We start from the raw sequence: 17,070 nt of genomic DNA on the forward strand, positions 1-17,070 counted from the left end.
CCTGAACCTCCCTAGCGCTCGCTCGGTTCCCCCGACGCTACAGGATCGCGCCGATCAAGCCCAGGGGCGGCGACCCGAGATCGAACAGCGCCTTGTGGAAGCGCTGGAGCGTGAAGCCCGCTCCCCACTGCTCGCGCGCCTGCTCGCGCAGGTCGAGGATGAGCAGCTTGCCCCAGGTGTAGCGGCCGTACGTCGGGTCGAAGGAGGCGCGGCGGGCCTCCGACAGCGCGGCGGGACCGGCCAGGTGGGTGTCGGACTCGAAACGCCTGGCGCCTTCCTCGACCGTCATCTGCCCGGTGTGCACGCCGATCGCGCAGGCCAGCCGGGTGACCCGGATCAGGGCCTCCACCCAGACGCCGATCTCGAAGCGCGGGTCGTCGGGCGCGTAGCCCTCCTCGACGCACAATTCCTCGGCGTAGTGCGCCCAGCCCTCGACGAAGGCCATCGACTGCAGCAGCCGCCGCACGTCCGAGGGGGCCCGGCGCAGGGCGCGGGCGTGCGAGAAGTGGCCGGGGGCCACCTCGTGCACGTTGATCGCGGGCAGCGTGGTGGCGCTGAAGACCTCCAGCCACTCCTCCTGGTCCCGCTCGCTCCAGGACGAATCCGGCGGGGTGATGTGGTACCAGGACGGCCCCTCGGGCTCGCCCGGCGAGTTCCACGCCATCATGGCCATGGCCCAGCGGCGCGACTCCGGCGCCAGCCCGACCAGGCACTCGCCGTCGTGGTAGGGCACGAGGTCCTTCTCACGGGTGAAGGCGATGGCCCGTTCGGTGCCGATCCTGGCCGCCTCGATCACGCCGTCGGCGTCGGGGTGGTCCTTGACCAGCTCGCGGACGACGTCGAGGGGCTGCTCGGAACGTCCCAGCTTGGCGCAGGACTCGGCGAGCAGGCCCATGAGCCGGTCGCGTTCGGCGTCGGCGCGCTCGGCCAGCCTGCCCAGGTCGACCGGCAGGCCCTCGGCGCTGCTCATGAGCTTGACCAGGGCCGCGCCGCCGAGCGCGGCGTCGGGGTCGCCCTCGGCGGCGGCGCGCGCGACGTGGGCCACGAGCCTGCCGTGGGCCTCGATCGCGGCCTCGTCGGTGATGCCCGCGGCCAGGCCCCTCACCGCGCCCAGCAGGGACGTGGCGACCGGCGCCGCGACCTGGTCGAGCGAGGCGATCGCGGCGTCCACGGCGGCCGGCCACTGCGCGAGGTGGGCGGCCTTGGCGGCGGCGCGTTCGGCCTCGGGGCCGTAGTCGCGGTCGTAGCAGGCCAGGTCGAGGTTGGACAGGTGGATCAGCGGGTTCTTGCGGTGCAGCTCCAGCTCGCCGAGCTGGGTGCGCATGGTCTCCTCGAAGATCTGCAGATGCTCGGCGTCGTGCGGGTCGGCCGGCGCGTCGCCCTTGCCGAGGCGTGCCAGACCGGCCCGTACGCCCTCGGGCGACAGGTCCTGGATCTGGCCGTCGTACTCGTGCCTACCGCCCCCCTCGCGTGCCTCGGACACCATCAAATCGGTGATCGCGCGCAATCTGGGGTCAAGTTCTGTCATGCCGCCGACGCTAGCGCACAGCCCTGATCGTGAGGAGCCCGGCGGAGGCGGCGCTCAGACCCGCTGCCGCAGCTCGGCGAGGCGGCCGGCGACGTCGAGGCCCTTGGCGGCGGCCCAGGCGTCGTCGTGGTAGGTCGCCAGGTGCCGCTCGGCCGCGTCGCCCACCAGCGAGACGACCGTGCCGGTCTCGCCCCTGGCCCGCATGCGCCCGGCCAGTTCGAGCGCGGCCCACAGCGCGGTGCCGGACGAGCCGCCCACCGGCAGCCCGGTGAGCTCCATGATGAGCCGGGCCGCCGCCACGCTCGCCGCGTCGGGCACCGGCACCACCAGATCGACCAGGTCGGGCCGGAACCCCGGCTCCACGCGCGGACGGCCGACGCCCTCGATCCGCGAGGGCATGCCGGTGGCGTAGTCGGGCACGTCGAGCGTCCAGCCCGGGAAGTAGGCGGAGTTGTCGGGGTCGGCGACGGCCACCCGGCAGCCGAACTCCCGGGCCACGGCCCCCAGCGTGGCCGAGGTCGCGCCGGTGCCGGCGCCGGTCACCACCCAGTCGGGACGGACCTGGGCGAACAGCTCTTCGGCCAGGTCGTGCGGCGCGGCCCGGCCGAACTGGTCGAGGAAGTGGCCCTCGATCTCCCTGGCCGCGTCGTAGATGGCCAGGGGCGGCGTCACGAACCTGCATTCGCCGCCCAGCGCCTCCACCGCGCGGGCCCGCGCCGGGTCGCGCCTGCCCGGCATGACGACGACGTAGGGCAGGCCGAGCCGCCGGGCGAACCAGGCCTGCGCGACCGCCGCGTTGCCGCCGGTGGCCTCGACCACGGTGACGCCCTCGGTGATCAGGCCGTCGAGCACGGCCTGCCGGAACAGCGCCCTGGCGTGCCGGTGCCGCAGGCTGCCCGTCGGCTGTCCGGACTCGTCCTTCAGCAGCAGGCGCACGCCCGGGACCCGGACGGGGAAGTCGATCAGCCTGGTCGGCGGCCCGGCGGCCAGCGTGTCGAGTGCGCGCGTGCTCCAGCTCACCGGACCACCATGTCAGGACGAGGTCAGGAGAGCTCCACCTGTTCGCCAGGAGCGAGCAGGACGAACCGCTCGCCGAGCCCCTCGAACGCCTTCTCCAGCGTGTCCCGGCCCTGCGTGAAGTGCGCCCACTGCTCGAAGTGCAGCGGGACGACGTGCCGCGCGCCCAGGATGCCGGCGGCGGTGACGGCGTCCTGGCTGGTCAGCGTGAGGAAACCGTCGACGAGCGGGGTGCGCGCGCCGCCCGCGAACAGCAGCGCCACGTCGATCTCGGGGAACCTGGCGGCCACGGACCGTACGACGTCGAGCGAGGCGTTGTCGCCGCTCACGTAGACGGTGGGCAGCCCCTCACCGCTCAGCACGAAACCGGTGACCTCGCCCGTCAGGTGCTCGGTCCCGTCGGGGCCGTGCTGGGCGGGCACGCCGGTGATCCGCAGCGGGCCGACCTCGGTCTCGCTCCAGTTGGGCAGGGCGCGCACCGGCTCGCCCACGCGCCCGGCCGCCGAGGCGGTGGACAGCGCCAGCGGCGCGGCGGCGAGGAACGCGCGGCCCGCGTCGTCGAGGTTGTCGGGGTGCTGGTCGTGCGAGAGCAGCACGGCGTCCACCGGGCCCACCTGATCGGGGCCGAAGGCGGGGCCGGCCGTCTTCCTGAGCACCCTGTTGCCGACCGGATGGTCGCCCGGCGCGTCGAAGGTGGGATCGACCAGCAGCCGCACGCCGCCCAGCTCGATGACGGCGGTAGGACCACCGGCGTAACGAATCTTCATGCCCGTCAAGGACACGGCGGCACGGCGGGTTTATTCCGTACGCCGTCGAGCACCCGGGTCAGCGTGCGGTGGCAGAGCGCGCGGAAGTCGGGCTCTGCCATGCTCATCCGGCCGCCCAGGTACTGCTGGACCAGGCCCTGGGTGCTCGCCGTGACCGCGAGCGTGGTCTCCAGCGGGTCGTCCTCGCGCAGCACGCCCGTGCGCATGCCCTCCTCGACCAGCGCCACGACCACGCTGAACGGCGGGCCCTGGCCGTCGCGGAAGTCGTCGGGGAAGCGGCGGGCCCGCGCCCAGGAGTCGGAGGTCAGCAGGTTGTACAGGTGGGGGCTGCCGAGCGCGAAGTCGAGGAAGTCGTCGAGCGCCGCCACGATGCGCTCCTCCAGGCCGCCCGTCCGGGGCCGGCGGGCCCACGCCTCGGCCAGCTCGCGCGCGCCGGTGTCGGCGACGGCGCGCAGCAGGGCGTCCCGGTTGGGGAAATGCCGGTAGATGGCCATGGCGGTGACGCCCACGGCCTCGCCGACGCGCCGCATGCTGACGGCGTCGGCGCCCTCCTCCAGCAGGATGCGCCGGGCCACGGCCTCGATGCGCGCCGCCGTCCCTCGGTCACTCACGTTTACAGTGTATACAGACGCAAGGCTCCCGGAGCCCGCTCCGGCACGGCGGGACGGCGCGGCGCCACCGGGGGCAGCCGGACGTACGGCGAGCCCGGGGCGGGCCTGGGGTCGGGGTCGCCGGCGTTGGGCCACAGGGACATGGCCCGTTCGGCCTGCGCGGTGATGGTGAGCGACGGGTTCACCCCGAGGTTGGCCGACACCGCCGAGCCGTCCACGACGTGCAGCCCCTCGTGGCCGTGGACGCGGTGGTAGGCGTCGATCACGCCGGTCTCGGGCGAGTCGCCGATCACGCAGCCGCCGAGGAAGTGGGCCGTGGTCGGGATGTCGAACAGGTCGAGCCAGGTGCCTCCGGGCACCCCGCCGATCTCGGCCGCCGCGTGCCGTACGGCCTCGTGCCCGGCCGGGATCCAGGTCGGGTTGGGCTCGCCGTGGCCGCGGGCCGACCGCAGGCCCCAGCGGGTGCGCCGGATGGTGATCGAGTTGTCCTTGGCCTGCATGACCAGCGCGATGACGGTCCGTTCCGACCAGCGGCGCAGGTCGAGCAGCCGAAGCGCGTCCAGGGGCCGTGCGGCGATCTCGCGGAGCAGCCCTCGCCAGCGGGACTGGCCGCCGTCCACGAGCAGGGTGCGGAGCAGGCCCATGGCGTTGGAGCCGTCGCCGTAGCGCACGGGCTCGATGTGGGTCTCGGCGTCGGGGTGGATGGAGGAGGTGATGGCCACGCCCTTGTTGAGCTTCTCGCCGTCCGCCGACGTGCGCTCGAAGCCGAGCAGGGCCTCGGAGTTGGTCCTGGTCAGCGTGCCGAGCCTGGGCGACAGGCGGGGCAGGTCGCCGGTGGCGCGCAGCTTGTGCAGCAGGCGCTGGGTGCCGTACGTGCCGGCCGCGAAGATCACCTGCTTGGCCGTGAACGAACGGCGGCGCAGCGCCGACCCCGTCCGGCGGGCGACGACCCGGTAGCCGCCGGAGGCCAGCGGGCGCACCGAGGTGACCGTGCACTCGGGGTAGACCCGGGCGCCCGCCCGCTCGGCCAGGTAGAGGTAGTTCTTGACCAGCATGTTCTTGGCGCCGTGGCGGCAGCCGGTCATGCACTGCCCGCACTCGACGCAGCCGCGCCGCTCCGGCCCCGCGCCGCCGAAGTACGGGTCGACGCCGTCCTCGCCGAAATAGACGCCGACCGGGGCCAGGTGGAAGGTGTCGCCGACGCCCATCTTCTCGGCGACCCTGCGCATGATGTCGTCGGCGCGGGTGAAGGTGGGGTTCGTGACCGCGCCGAGCATGCGTCTGGCCTGGTCGTAGTGGGGGGCCAGCTCCGACTTCCAGTCGGTGATGCCGGCCCACTGCGGGTCGCGGAAGAACGGGTCGAGCGGCTCGTAGAGGGTGTTGGCGTAGACCAGCGAGCCGCCGCCCACCCCGGCTCCGGCCAGCACCATCACGCCGGTGCCGCGCTCGCCGCGCAGCACGTGGATGCGCTGGATGCCCTTCATGCCGAGCCAGGGCGCCCACAGGAAGTCGCGCAGCTTCCACGAGGTGGCCGGCAGCGTGGACTCGTCGAAGCGGCGGCCCGCCTCCAGCACGCCGACCTTGTACCCCTTCTCGCTCAGCCGCAGCGCCGAGACGCTGCCGCCGAACCCCGACCCGATGACCAGTACGTCGAACGTCACTTGATCCGCAGCTTCCGCATCGCCTTGAGGGTGCCGGCCAGGACGTCGGCCCACGTCTCGTACGTCAGGTCGAAGGGCGGCTCGAAGCCCAGCCAGGACGCCTGCGAGGCCACGGTCTTGGACTCGGTGTAACGCAGCAGGCCCTCCGCGCCGTGCCGGCGGCCGAGGCCGGACGCCTTCATGCCGCCCATGGGCGCGTCGTAGGAGGCGTACGCCGAGCCGTACCCCTCGTTGATGTTGACCGTGCCGGCCTTGACGCGGGCGGCCAGGGCGCGGCCGCGGGCCAGGTCCCTGGTCCAGATGGAGGCGTTCAGGCCGTAGATGGTGTCGTTGGCCAGCTCGATCGCCTCCTCCTCCGAGGTGAAGGGGTAGAGGGCGACCACGGGCCCGAACGTCTCGTTGCGGCACAGGTCCATGTCGTCGCGTACGCCGGTGAGCACGGTCGGCTCGTAGAACAGCGGGCCGAGGTCGGGCCTGGCCCGGCCGCCGGTCAGCACGGTCGCGCCCTTGGCCACGGCGTCGTCCACGTGGGCGCTGACCGCGTCGAGCTGGCGTCGGGAGGTGAGCGAGCCCATCTGGACCGACCAGTCGTGGCCCGCGCCGAGCTTGAGGTTGCCGACCTGCTTGACCAGGCGTGCGGCGAAGTCGTCGAACACGGACGCGTGCACGTACAGCCGCTCGATGGACAGGCAGAGCTGGCCCGCGTTGGTGAAGCAGGCCCGGATCGCCCCCTGGACGGCGAGCGCCAGGTCGGCGTCGTCGAGCACCACCATCGGGTTCTTGCCGCCGAGCTCCAGCGAGCAGCCGATGAGCCGCTTGGCCGCCTCCTCGGCGATCTTCCTGCCGCCCCTGGTCGAGCCCGTGAACGCGACGTAGTCGGCGTCGTCGAGCAGCGCGTCGCCGATCTCGGCGGGCTCGCCCAGCACGACCTGCCAGATCTCGCGCGGCATGCCCAGCTCGGCCAGCAGGTCGATGGTCCACAACGTGGACATGGCGGTCTGGGTGTCCGGCTTGTGCACCAGCGCGTTGCCGGCCAGCAGCGCGGGCACGGCGTCGGTCACGCCCAGCGAGAGCGGGTAGTTCCACGGGGAGATCAGCGCGACCACGCCCTTGGGCTGGCGCAGCTCGGCCACGCGGGTGGCGCCGGGGAAGATGCCCTTGCGGGCGCGCGGCGCGAGCAGGCCGGGGGCCCGCCGCGCGTAGTAGAGGCTGCACCCGGCGACGTCGAGCACCTCCTCGAAGGCGTGCTTGCGGGCCTTGCCGGTCTCGTCCTGGACGATGTCGAGGATCTCGTCCCTGCGGTCGAGGATGGCGTCGTGCAGCAGCAGGAACGGTCTCGCCCGCGCCGCGGCGGGCCTGGCCGCCCACTCGGTCTGGGCGGCCCTGGCCCGCTCGTAGGCCAGGCGTACGTCGTCGGCCGTGGAAATGGGCAGCTCGGCGAGCGGCTCGCCGGTGAAGGGGGCGGTGATCTCCCGGGTCTTGCCGCTGGACGTGACGTGCATGCCAGAAGGATATTCCGCTTGGCTACCGGCGGGTAGTTTTTGCGGATTCGCGGGGTGGGGTCAGAATCCTCTTATGCCATCGTTCGCTCCGCTACGCCCCGGAGATCCAGCGAGTCTGGCCGGCATGGATCTCCTCGGCAGACTTGGCGAGGGCGGCCAGGGCGTCGTCTACCTCGCGAAAGATCATTCAGGCACGCACGTCGCCGTCAAATGGCTGCGCCCCGACCTGTCCGGCGACGACGTGAGCGTCGAGCGGTTCCTGCGCGAGGTCCAGGTGGCCCAGCAGGTGGCGCCGTTCTGCACCGCGACCGTCCTCGGCACCGGCGTCGAGCAGGAGCGGCCGTTCATCGTCAGCGAGTTCATCGAAGGGCCCTCGCTCCAGCGGGTGGTGCAGGAGGAGGGGCCGCGCACCGGGTCCACGCTGCACCGGCTGGCCATCGGCACCGCGACCGCGCTGGCTGCGATCCACCAGGCGGGCATCGTCCACCGCGACTTCAAGCCCGCCAACGTCATCCTGGGCGCGGACGGCCCGCGGGTGATCGACTTCGGCATCGCACGCGCGCTCAACGCGACCTCGACGATCAGCAGCATGGTCGTGGGCACGCCGTCGTACATGCCGCCCGAGCAGATCATGGGCCACACCGTGGGGCCGGCGGCCGACATGTTCTCGTGGGCGAGCGCGATGGTCTACGCGGCGTCGGGGCGGGCGCCGTTCGGCAGCGACACCATGCCCGCCGTGATCAACCGGGTCCTCAACCAGCAGCCCGACCTGGGCGTGCTCGACGGCGCGCTGCGCGACGTGGTGGCCGCGTGCCTGGCCAAGGATCCGGCGCAGCGGCCGACGGCCGAGCAGGTGATCATGCGCCTGCTCCAGCACCCGATGCCGGCGAACTCGCCCATCCTCGCCGCGGCCGCCGCCGAGGCCGTACCGGCCGGGCCTTCCCGGCCCGGCCCGATGACCGCACCGCCCCAGGGACCGCCACAGGGATCGCCACAGGGGTCGCCACAGGGGTCGCCGCCGGGGCCGATGACCGGGCCCGTGCCGGGGGGCCCGCAGCCGTACCCGCAGCAGCAGTGGCACCCGCCCGGCCCGTACGCGCAGCCCACCCATCCGGGCGTCCACCCCCGGCACCCGGCCGGGAAGAGCAGGGCGCCGCTGATCATCGGGGTCACGCTGGGCGTCGCCTTACTCGTGCTGGCCGGGCTCGCCGTGCTCATCGCGAACAACAGGACGACCCTGGCCGCCGACGACGGCGGCGGCACGACCCCCGCCTCCGCCCAGCCGTCCAGCCGGAGCGTCCCGCCCGCCACGCCGTCGGTCGCGGAGGTCTCCGTCCCCAAGGAGGGCCCGCGCAAGGCGCTGCCCGGCGCCGCGATCAGCCTCTACGAGAACGCCTCCGACGCCATCGTCCTGACCTCCTACGAGGTCTTCGACAAGAAGAAGGACGACTGGATCGACCACGCCAGGGACTCGCTGCGCGGCCCGTTCCGCCAGTACGCCGGCAACTGGGAGTCGAACGTCTCCCCCGGCGGCCGCTACCTGGCCACCCGGGGCCGCAAGTACACCGACGACAACTACGACTACATCATCGTCAGCGACCGTCAGACGGGCGACCGCACCACGATCAAGACCGTCCGCGGCCCGCTGATCGCCAGCATCCGCGGCTGGTCCGAGGACGGCTCAAAGATCCTGCTCAACATCGAGCGGAAGAGCGGCGGCACCTGGACCTACCCGGGCTTCGTCATCGTGGACATCGCCACGAAGAAGGCCAGGACCGTCATGGTGGACGACACAGCCGTCCGCAAGACCGCCTTCGGCTGGGACGGCGAGGGCGAGGGCGTGGTCAACGTCTTCGGCCCGGAGAAGAACCGGAGCCTGCGCTTCTTCGACGCCGACGGCAAGGCCACGCGCGACCTGCGCTCGATCGGCACGCTGCCCGCCGGCACCCAGGACATCTTCTCTCCCTCGGGCGAGTCGTTCCTGTCCGACTGTCCCAACGGCAGCGACGGCGACACCTGCGTGTGGGACGTCAAGTCGGGCGACCGCACGCACAAGTTCACCTCCGACTGCGACAAGGTCCTCGGCTGGTACGACGACACCCACCTCTACTGCTGGGAGCAGGACAACAACACCAAGGACGAGATCCAGGTCGTCGACCTCAAGGGCACCCTGCTCCGCAAGATCCTCGACGTGCCCGGCGAGGTGGACTTCAGCCCGGTCTTCACCGCCAACCCGGCCAGGGGCTCCTGAACCATCCGGCCCGCGCAGCCGTCATGGAGGTCATGAAGACGCTGATCCGTACGGCCGTGACCGCCGCGGCCCTCGCCACGGTCACGGCGGCCTGCACCTCGGCGGCGACGGGCCAGGCGCCCGTGCCGAAGGTCACGCTCGACGCCGTCCGCCTGGTCGCCTACGACAGTTGCGACGACATGCTGTCGGGCCTGCGGGAGCACGCCGCGGAGAACGTCGGCCCCTGGGGCTTCGGCGGCCCGCAGATCATGTACATGGAGGACACGGCCGCCACCGCGAGGGCGAAGACCACCACCTCCGACACCCCTGAGCACTCCACCACGAACGTGCACGAGGCGGGCGTGGACGAGCCCGACCTGATCAAGACCGACGGCAACCGGATCGTCACGGTCGTGGACGGCACCCTGCGGATCATCGACACCGCGACCAGGAAGGTCACGGCGTCGCTCAAGCTCACCAAGAAGGACGAGCCGACCTTCACCCCCGCCGACCTGCTGCTCTCCGGCGACCGCGCGCTGGTGCTGTTCCGCGGCGGCGACATCATGGTCAAGTCCTTCGCGCCGCCCGGCGAGACCCGCTACGTCGTGGTCGACCTGGCCGGGCAGCCGAAGGTGCTCAGCACGATCCGGGCGCAGGGCTCGTACGTGGACGCCAGGATGATCGGCTCCACGGTCCGGCTCGTCACCCGCAGCCAGCCCGACATCACCTTCCCCGAGCCCAAGAGCCCGGACGCCACCGAGGCCGACCGCAAGAAGGCCAACCAGGCCGTCGTACGGCAGGCGCCGCTCACCGCCTGGCTGCCCACGGTCGAGATCACCGACGGGTCCGGGGCGGTCAAGAAGGACACGGTCAAGTGCGAGCGGGTCAGCCACCCCGCCGACTACACCGGCACCTCGCTGCTCACCGTCCACACCATCGACGTGGCCCAGGACGTCGCCGCGACCGGCACCGAGCCCATCAGCCTGGCCGCCGACGGCGACACCGTCTACGGCAGCGGCAAGAGCCTTTACGTCGCCAGCAACCCCCGCTGGTGGTTCCCGATGGTCACCGAGCCGGTGCCCGTCGAGCCGGTCCCCACGGCCTCCGCCACGGCCTCCGCCGCGGCCCCGGCCGTCGAGCCCACCCCGAGCGACCCGGCCGTCACGAGCGCACCCACCACGACCGGCAGCCCCGGCGAGCCGGCCGTGACGAGCAGCGCCCCCGCGACGCCCGCCACGTCCGAGCCCGCCCCCGAGCCGGCCCCGACGGCCCCGCCCGAGGAGACCGAGGTCCACCGGTTCGACATCGGCAACCCCGGCGCCCCCGCGTACGTGGCCTCCGGCAAGGTCCCCGGCCGCCTGCTGAACCAGTACTCGCTGTCGGAGTACGAAGGCCACCTCCGCGTCGCCACCACCCTCACCTCCACCGACGGCAGGACCAGCGCCAGCAGCGTGTACGTGCTCGCCGCCGACACCATGGCCAAGGTCGGCGAGGTCGGCGGCCTCGGCCGGGGCGAGCGCATCTACTCGGTCAGGTTCATCGGCCCGGTGGGCTACTGCGTGACGTTCAAGCAGGTGGACCCGCTCTACACGCTCGACCTGCGCGACCCGGCCGCCCCCAAGGTGACCGGCGAGCTGAAGATCACCGGCTACTCGGCCTACCTGCACCCCGGCGCCGAGGGCAGGCTGATCGGCATCGGCCAGGAGGCCAGCGACAAGGGCAGGACGCTCGGCACCCAGGTCTCGCTGTTCGACGTCAGCGACCCGGCCGCCCCGCGCAGGCTGTCGCAGCTCTTCCAGAAGGAGGCGGGCTCCGAGGCCGAGTGGGACCCGCACGCGTTCCTGTACTGGCCCAAGACCGGCCTGTCGGTGATCCCGCTGATGACCCCCAAGGAGTCGGGCGCGCTGGTGCTGAAGATCGACGACTCGGCCGTGACGAAGCTCGGCATGATCAAGCACCCGACGCACCAGGACAAGGACTACGCCTACCAGCCCGGCATCCAGCGCTCGATGATCATCGGCGACGCCGTCTGGACGCTGTCCTGGGACGGCCTCCAGGTCAACGACGCCACGTCGCTGGCCCGTCAGGCGTGGATCCCGCTGCGCTGACCCCCGCGAGGGCGGGTGACCGGTCCGCCGGGACGGTCACCCGCGCTCCGGCGCGACGACGGGCACGATCTCGGGCGCGCCCAGCCGGATGGCGTCGGCCTCCTGGTCGGAGTCCTGCTCCTGCGAGCGCCGCTCGGCCTCGACGCGCTTGGTGTAGTACTCCACCTCCCGTTTGACCTGCTCGGCGTCCCAGCCGAGCGGGCCGGCCAGCAGTTCGGCGGCCTCCTGGGCCACGGCCAGCCCGCGGTGGAAGGTCTCGATGGAGATGTGCGTCCGCCTGGTCAGCACGTCGTTGAGGTGCCTGGCGCCCTCGTGGGTGGCGGCGTAGACGATCTCGGCCCGCAGGTGGTCGTCGGCCCCCGCCAGCGGCCTGCCCAGTGACGGGTCCTGCTCGACCAGCACCAGCACCTCGTCGATGAGCGAGCCGTAGCGCTGGAGCAGGTGCTCGATCCGGGCGACGTGCAGGCCCGAGGTGTGGGCGAGGCGGTGGCGGGAGTTCCACAGCGCCTGGTAGCCCTCGGCCCCGGCCAGCGGGACGCGGTCGGTGCACGAGCGCGGCACCCGCTGGTCGAGCCCGTGCGCCACCGCGTCCACCGCGTCGCGCGCCATGACCCGGTACGTCGTGTACTTTCCGCCGGCGACCATCACCAGCCCCGGCACCGGATGCGCCACGACGTGCTCGCGCGACAGCTGTGACGTCTCGTCGGACTCCCCCGACAGCAGCGGCCGCAGCCCGGCGTAGACGCCCTCGACGTCGTCGCGGGTGAGCGGCACCGCCAGCACCGCGTTGACGTGGTCGAGCAGGTAGTCGATGTCGGCCCGGGAGGCCGCCGGGTGGCTCTTGTCGAGCGTCCATTCGGTGTCGGTGGTGCCGATGATCCAGTGGCGGCCCCACGGGATCACGAACAGCACCGACTTCTCCGTGCGCAGGATGATGCCGGTGCTGGAGTGGATGCGGTCGCGCGGCACCAGGAGGTGGATGCCCTTGGAGGCCCGTACGTGGATCTGGCCGCGCCCGCCGACCAGTTCCTGGATGTCGTCGGTCCACACGCCGGTGGCGTTGACGACCTGCTGGGCGCGTACGTCGAACTCCGCGCCGGTCTCCAGGTCGCGCGCCCGCACGCCGGTGACCCGCTCGCCCTCCCGCAGGAACCCGACCACCTGGGCGCGCGGCGCGACCCGGGCGCCGTAGGTGGCGGCGGTGCGCAGCATGGTCATCACGTAGCGGGCGTCGTCGACCTGGGCGTCCCAGTACTGGACGGCGCCGGTGAAGGCGCTCTTCTTCAGCGCCGGGGCCAGCCGCAACGCCCGTGACCTGGACAGATGCCGATGACCCGGCACCCCGCGGGTGACCCCGGAGGCGAAGCCGAGCGTGTCGTAGAGCGCCACCCCGGCCCCGACGTAGGCGCGTTCCCAGCCGAAGTGGGTCATCGGGAACAGGAACGGCACCGGCCGGACGAGGTGCGGGGCCAGGCGCTGGAGCAGCAGGGCCCGTTCCTGCAGCGCCTCGCGCACCAGGTCGAAGTTGAGCTGTTCCAGGTAGCGCAGGCCGCCGTGGATGAGCTTGGACGAGCGCGAGGAGGTGCCGGAGGCGAAGTCACGGGCCTCCAGCAGGGCCACGTCGAGCCCCCTGGTCGCGGCGTCGAGCGCGGTCCCCGCCCCCACCACGCCGCCGCCGACCACGACCACGTCGAACTCCTGGGCCGACATCTCCGCCAGCGCCGCCGCGCGCTCACCGGGCCCGAGCCGGGCCACGCTCCTACCGGCCGTCATCTTCCCCCCTGGGGTCGCCTGCGGTCAGTACCTACCCCTACGCCCGGTTCCATGTAACGCCGTACGGGTTCAGGCGCGTACGACCTTGACGCCCGCGTCGGTGAGCCGGGCGGCGAGCTCGTCGGGGAGCCGGGCGTCGGTGACCAGCGTGTCGATCTGCTCGATCGGGCAGATGCGGGAGAAGGCCCGCCGGCCCACCTTGGAGGAGTCGGCCACCACGACGACCTGGGCGGCCCGGCTGATCAGCAGGTTGTTCACGCTGGCCTCGCCCTCGTGGTGGGCCGAGGCGCCGAGCTCGACGTCGATCGCGTCGACGCCGAGGAAGGCCACGTCGAGGGTGACCTGTTCGAGCACGCCGGAGGCCAGCGGCCCGATCAGCTCGTACGACTGCTGCCGGGCCACCCCGCCGGTGACCACGATCTTGACGTGCTGCCGCACGGTCAGCTCGGCGGCGATGTTCAGGGCGTTGGTGACGATCGTGAACCCGCTCTCCAGCGTGGACGCCGTGGCGAGGGTGCGGGCCAGCTCGGAGGTCGTGGTGCCGCCGTTGAGCCCGACCACGGCGCCCGCGGCCACCAGGCCGGCCGCGGCGGCGGCGATGCGGTGCTTCTCGTCGGCGTGCCTGGCGGTCTTGTAGCGCAGCGGCAGGTCGTAGCTGACGCTCTGGGCGACGGCTCCGCCGCGGGTGCGCATGAGCATCTGCTGCTGGGCGAGCTGGTCGAGGTCCCGCCGGATCGTGGCGGTGGAGACGTCGAGCGCCTCGGCCGCCTCCTCCACCGACAGCCTGCCCTCCTGGGCGAGCAGCTCCAGGATGGCGTTCCAGCGATCGTAGCGGGACACGAAGCCTCCAATGAGATCCGGACAGGAGCAAGCGTGGCACAGGCAGAGAGGTGAGAGCGAACACTGCACAAAGATGCGCTTTTACTGTATAAAAAAGGCAGAAACAAACAACAACGGGGAGGAACGCGGTGACCACCCACACCGAAGCCGAGATCGAGTCCCAGCCGTCCTGCTGGCGCCGAGCCGTGGCCGACGTGCCCGCCGGCGCGCTGCCCGAGCCCGGCGAGCGGGTGGCCGTCATCGGCTGCGGGACGTCGTGGTTCATCGCCATGGCCTACGCCACGCTGCGCGAGCGGGCCGGGCAGGGCGAGACCGACGCGTTCGCCGCCTCCGAGGCGCCGGCCGGCCGCCCGTACGACCGGGTGCTCGCGCTGACCCGCTCGGGCACCACGACCGAGGTGCTGGAGCTGCTGTCCAGGACGAGCGCGCGTACGACGGCCATCACCGCCGACCCGAAGACGCCGGTCATGACGGCCGCCGACGAGGTCATCGTGCTCGACTACGCCGACGAGACCTCGGTCGTGCAGACCCGCTTCGCCACCACCCAGCTCGCCATGCTCCGCGCCAGCCTCGGCGAGGACCTCACGGGCGCGATCGCCGACGCCGAGCGGGCCCTGGCCGAGCCGCTGCCCGCCGAGCTGACCGAGGCCGAGCAGTTCAGCTTCCTCGGCAGCGGCTGGTCGGTCGGCCTGGCCCAGGAGGCCGCGCTGAAGATGCGCGAGGCGTCGCGGTCGTGGACGGAGGCGTACCCGGCGATGGAGTACCGGCACGGCCCGATCAGCATCGCGGGCCCCGGGCGCGTCACGTGGATGCTCGGCACCGCCCCGGAGGGCCTGCGCGAGCAGGTCGAGGCGACCGGCGGCACGTTCGTCGAGAGCGGCCTCGACCCCATGGCCGAGCTGGTACGCGCCCAGCGGGTGGCGGTCGCGCGGGCCTTCGCCCGTGGGCTGAACCCCGACGAGCCCATGCACCTCACGCGATCTGTGATCCTTTCTTCATGAGCCTTACTCTCGCCGACGCCCGGATCGTGACCCCCGAAGGGGTGCACGAAGGGTGGCTGACCATCGAAGACGGCCGCATCACGCATGTCGGCCACGGATCGGCCCCCGGCCCCGGCCTGAGCCTCGGGGGGCGGCACGTCGTCCCCGGGTTCGTCGACATCCACAACCACGGCGGCGCGGGCGGGTCGTTCCCGACCGGCGACCAGGACAGGGCCCGCGACGCCGTGGCCCTGCACCGGCGGCACGGCACGACCACGATGATGGCCAGCCTGGTCACCGACGCGCTCGACGGGCTGTCCAGGGCCGCCTCCTCGCTGGCCGAGCTGTGCGAGGAGGGGCTGCTGGCGGGCATCCACTTCGAGGGGCCGTACATCGCCAAGGCCCGCTGCGGCGCCCACGACCCCGCGCTGCTGCGCGAGCCGTCGCCGCAGGAGCTGTCCGGGCTGGTCAAGGCCGCGCGCGGGCACGCGCGCATGGTCACCGTCGCCGCCGAGCTGCCCGGCGGCCTCGACACGATCCGCACGGCCGTCGGCGAGGGTTTGATCGCGGCGCTCGGCCACAGCGACGCCGACTACGACCAGGCCATCACCGCCATCGAGGCGGGCGCGACCGTCGCCACCCACCTCTACAACGCGATGCCGCAGCTCGGCCACCGCGCGCCCGGCCCGATCGCCGCCCTGCTGGAGGACGAGCGGGTGACGGTCGAGCTGGTCAACGACGGCGTCCACGTGCACGCGGCGATGCTGCGCCTGGCCTACGAGGTGGCCGGCCCCGGCCGGACGGTGCTGATCACCGACGCGATGGCGGCCACGGGCCTCGGCGACGGCGACTACGTGCTCGGCCCCATGCGGGTGCGCGTGACCGACGGCGTGGCCAGGCTGGTCGAGGGCGGCTCGATCGCGGGCTCCACCCTCACCATGGACGCCGCCTTCCGCCGCGGCGTCCGGGAGCTGGGCATGTCGCTGCCCGACGCGGTCCAGGTGGCCTCGCTGACCCCCGCCAGGGTGCTCGGCCTGGCCGAGGAGATCGGCTCGATCGCCGTCGGCAAGGCGGCCGACCTGGTCGTGCTCTCCGGCGAGCTGGAGGTCGACGGCGTGCTGAAGAACGGCGAATGGATCACGGAGCCCTGATGATCATCACCGTGACGCTCAACGCCGCGCTCGACGTGACCTACGAGGTCCCCTCCGTCACCTGGGACGGCGTCAACCGGGTCGGCGCCGTCCACCGGCGCGCCGGCGGCAAGGGCGTCAACGTGGCCCGCGTGCTGGCGGCCCTCGGCCATGAGGTCCTGGTCACGGGGCTGGCGGGCGGGCCCACCGGGCAGGCGATCGAGCACGACCTGCGGGCCGCGGGCCTGCCCGGCGCGCTGACCGGCATCGCCGCCGACTCCCGGACCACGCTGGTGGTCTCCGAGCCGGGCGGCGCCACGCTGTTCAACGAACCCGGCCCCGAGGTCACGGCGGCCGAGCTGGCCGCGTTCGTGGAGCGGTACACGTCGTTGCTGGCCGGCGCGGACGCGGTGGTCATCTCCGGCAGCCTGCCGCGCGGCGTCCCCGCCGACGTCTACGCGACCCTGGCCGCGGTCGCCGCCCGCGAGGGCGTGCCGGCCATCGTCGACGCCGACGGCGACCCGCTGCGCCACGCGCCCGAAGGCCGTCCGTCCGTCGTCAAGCCCAACGCCGAGGAGCTGGCCAGGGCGGTCCCCGGCGGCACCCCCGAGGAGGGCGCCCACGCGCTGCGCGAGCGGGGGGCCGAGGCCGTGGTCGTCTCCATGGGCGCCGACGGGCTGCTCGCCGTGACGGGCGAGGGCACCTTCCGGGCGCGGATGCCGTACACCGTGCGGGGCAACCCGACCGGGGCCGGCGACTCGCTGGTCGCGGGGCTGGCCCTGGGCCTGGTCGAGGGCTCCCCGTGGCCCGACAGGCTGCGGCGGGCAGCGGCGCTGGGCGCGGCAGCCGTCGCCGCGCCGGTCGCCGGCGACTTCGACGGCGAGGTCTACGCCGACATACACCCCCAGATCATCATCACGTAA

At 72.8% G+C, this 17,070-nt stretch carries 13 protein-coding genes; 5 read left to right on the top strand and 8 right to left on the bottom strand.

Going from position 1 to position 17,070, the window contains the following annotated elements; genetic code table 11:
- Window positions 1-37: 37 nt before the first annotated feature.
- From ACIHAD_RS04535 to ACIHAD_RS04560, 6 genes are read right to left on the bottom strand one after another with little or no spacing between them, the layout of a single operon-like run.
- Entirely contained in the window at window positions 38-1,528 is a 1,491-nt protein-coding gene (locus ACIHAD_RS04535; RefSeq protein WP_397352938.1) for a DUF885 family protein, read from the bottom strand.
- A 54-nt stretch (window positions 1,529-1,582) separates the two neighbouring features.
- On the bottom strand, window positions 1,583-2,548 hold the full coding sequence (locus ACIHAD_RS04540) for a PLP-dependent cysteine synthase family protein (RefSeq protein ID WP_397352939.1): 966 nt from the start codon (window positions 2,546-2,548) through the stop codon (window positions 1,583-1,585).
- 23 nt (window positions 2,549-2,571) lie between these two features.
- Window positions 2,572-3,312, bottom strand: a complete 741-nt coding sequence (locus tag ACIHAD_RS04545) for an MBL fold metallo-hydrolase (RefSeq protein ID WP_397352940.1) — start codon at window positions 3,310-3,312, stop codon at window positions 2,572-2,574.
- A 5-nt stretch (window positions 3,313-3,317) separates the two neighbouring features.
- Window positions 3,318-3,923, bottom strand: coding sequence for a TetR/AcrR family transcriptional regulator (locus ACIHAD_RS04550; protein ID WP_397352941.1), 606 nt, complete (start codon window positions 3,921-3,923; stop codon window positions 3,318-3,320).
- A 2-nt stretch (window positions 3,924-3,925) separates the two neighbouring features.
- Window positions 3,926-5,584 carry an FAD-dependent oxidoreductase gene (locus ACIHAD_RS04555; protein ID WP_397352942.1) on the bottom strand — a complete coding sequence of 553 codons (1,659 nt, stop codon included), beginning with the start codon at window positions 5,582-5,584 and terminating at the stop codon, window positions 3,926-3,928.
- The gene (locus tag ACIHAD_RS04560) at window positions 5,581-7,086 is read right to left on the bottom strand and encodes a succinic semialdehyde dehydrogenase (protein ID WP_397352943.1); all 1,506 of its coding nucleotides are present in this window, start codon (window positions 7,084-7,086) and stop codon (window positions 5,581-5,583) included. The genes ACIHAD_RS04555 and ACIHAD_RS04560 overlap by 4 nt, the downstream gene beginning before the upstream one ends.
- A gap of 124 nt (window positions 7,087-7,210) precedes the next feature.
- Here ACIHAD_RS04560 and ACIHAD_RS04565 point away from each other — a divergent pair, with 124 nt between their 5' ends.
- On the top strand, window positions 7,211-9,337 hold the full coding sequence (locus ACIHAD_RS04565) for a serine/threonine protein kinase (RefSeq protein WP_397352944.1): 2,127 nt from the start codon (window positions 7,211-7,213) through the stop codon (window positions 9,335-9,337).
- 32 nt (window positions 9,338-9,369) lie between these two features.
- Complete coding sequence (locus tag ACIHAD_RS04570) at window positions 9,370-11,424, top strand: beta-propeller domain-containing protein (RefSeq protein WP_397352945.1); 2,055 nt, start codon at window positions 9,370-9,372, stop codon at window positions 11,422-11,424.
- Between the two features lie 36 nt (window positions 11,425-11,460).
- On the opposite strand, the gene ACIHAD_RS04575 is transcribed toward ACIHAD_RS04570, so the two are convergent.
- Entirely contained in the window at window positions 11,461-13,197 is a 1,737-nt protein-coding gene (locus ACIHAD_RS04575; RefSeq protein ID WP_397352946.1) for a glycerol-3-phosphate dehydrogenase/oxidase, read from the bottom strand.
- Window positions 13,198-13,266: 69 nt separating this feature from the next.
- On the bottom strand, window positions 13,267-14,037 hold the full coding sequence (locus tag ACIHAD_RS04580; RefSeq protein ID WP_397352947.1) for a DeoR/GlpR family DNA-binding transcription regulator: 771 nt from the start codon (window positions 14,035-14,037) through the stop codon (window positions 13,267-13,269).
- 128 nt (window positions 14,038-14,165) lie between these two features.
- Here ACIHAD_RS04580 and ACIHAD_RS04585 point away from each other — a divergent pair, with 128 nt between their 5' ends.
- From ACIHAD_RS04585 to ACIHAD_RS04595, 3 genes are read left to right on the top strand one after another with little or no spacing between them, the layout of a single operon-like run.
- Window positions 14,166-15,038, top strand: a complete 873-nt coding sequence (locus tag ACIHAD_RS04585; protein ID WP_397352948.1) for an SIS domain-containing protein — start codon at window positions 14,166-14,168, stop codon at window positions 15,036-15,038.
- Window positions 15,035-16,168 (top strand): N-acetylglucosamine-6-phosphate deacetylase, encoded by a 1,134-nt coding sequence (gene nagA, locus ACIHAD_RS04590; RefSeq protein ID WP_397352949.1) that lies wholly within the window; start codon window positions 15,035-15,037, stop codon window positions 16,166-16,168. The genes ACIHAD_RS04585 and nagA overlap by 4 nt, the downstream gene beginning before the upstream one ends.
- The gene (locus ACIHAD_RS04595) at window positions 16,168-17,070 is read left to right on the top strand and encodes a 1-phosphofructokinase family hexose kinase (RefSeq protein WP_397352950.1); all 903 of its coding nucleotides are present in this window, start codon (window positions 16,168-16,170) and stop codon (window positions 17,068-17,070) included. The genes nagA and ACIHAD_RS04595 overlap by 1 nt, the downstream gene beginning before the upstream one ends.

Origin of the sequence: Nonomuraea sp. NPDC052265, from assembly GCF_044547985.1 — a bacterium.
Taxonomy (GTDB): Bacteria; Actinomycetota; Actinomycetes; order Streptosporangiales; family Streptosporangiaceae; genus Nonomuraea.

Excerpts from the sequence above, each read along its gene's own strand:
- ACIHAD_RS04535 (WP_397352938.1), bottom strand. The coding sequence starts at position 1,528 with ATGACAGAACTTGACCCCAGATTGCGCGCGATCACCGATTTGATGGTG.
- ACIHAD_RS04545 (WP_397352940.1), bottom strand. The coding sequence starts at position 3,312 with ATGAAGATTCGTTACGCCGGTGGTCCTACCGCCGTCATCGAGCTGGGC.
- ACIHAD_RS04560 (WP_397352943.1), bottom strand. The coding sequence starts at position 7,086 with ATGCACGTCACGTCCAGCGGCAAGACCCGGGAGATCACCGCCCCCTTC.
- ACIHAD_RS04565 (WP_397352944.1), top strand. The coding sequence starts at position 7,211 with ATGGATCTCCTCGGCAGACTTGGCGAGGGCGGCCAGGGCGTCGTCTAC.
- ACIHAD_RS04570 (WP_397352945.1), top strand. The coding sequence starts at position 9,370 with ATGAAGACGCTGATCCGTACGGCCGTGACCGCCGCGGCCCTCGCCACG.
- ACIHAD_RS04575 (WP_397352946.1), bottom strand. The coding sequence starts at position 13,197 with ATGACGGCCGGTAGGAGCGTGGCCCGGCTCGGGCCCGGTGAGCGCGCG.
- nagA (WP_397352949.1), top strand. The coding sequence starts at position 15,035 with ATGAGCCTTACTCTCGCCGACGCCCGGATCGTGACCCCCGAAGGGGTG.
- ACIHAD_RS04595 (WP_397352950.1), top strand. The coding sequence starts at position 16,168 with ATGATCATCACCGTGACGCTCAACGCCGCGCTCGACGTGACCTACGAG.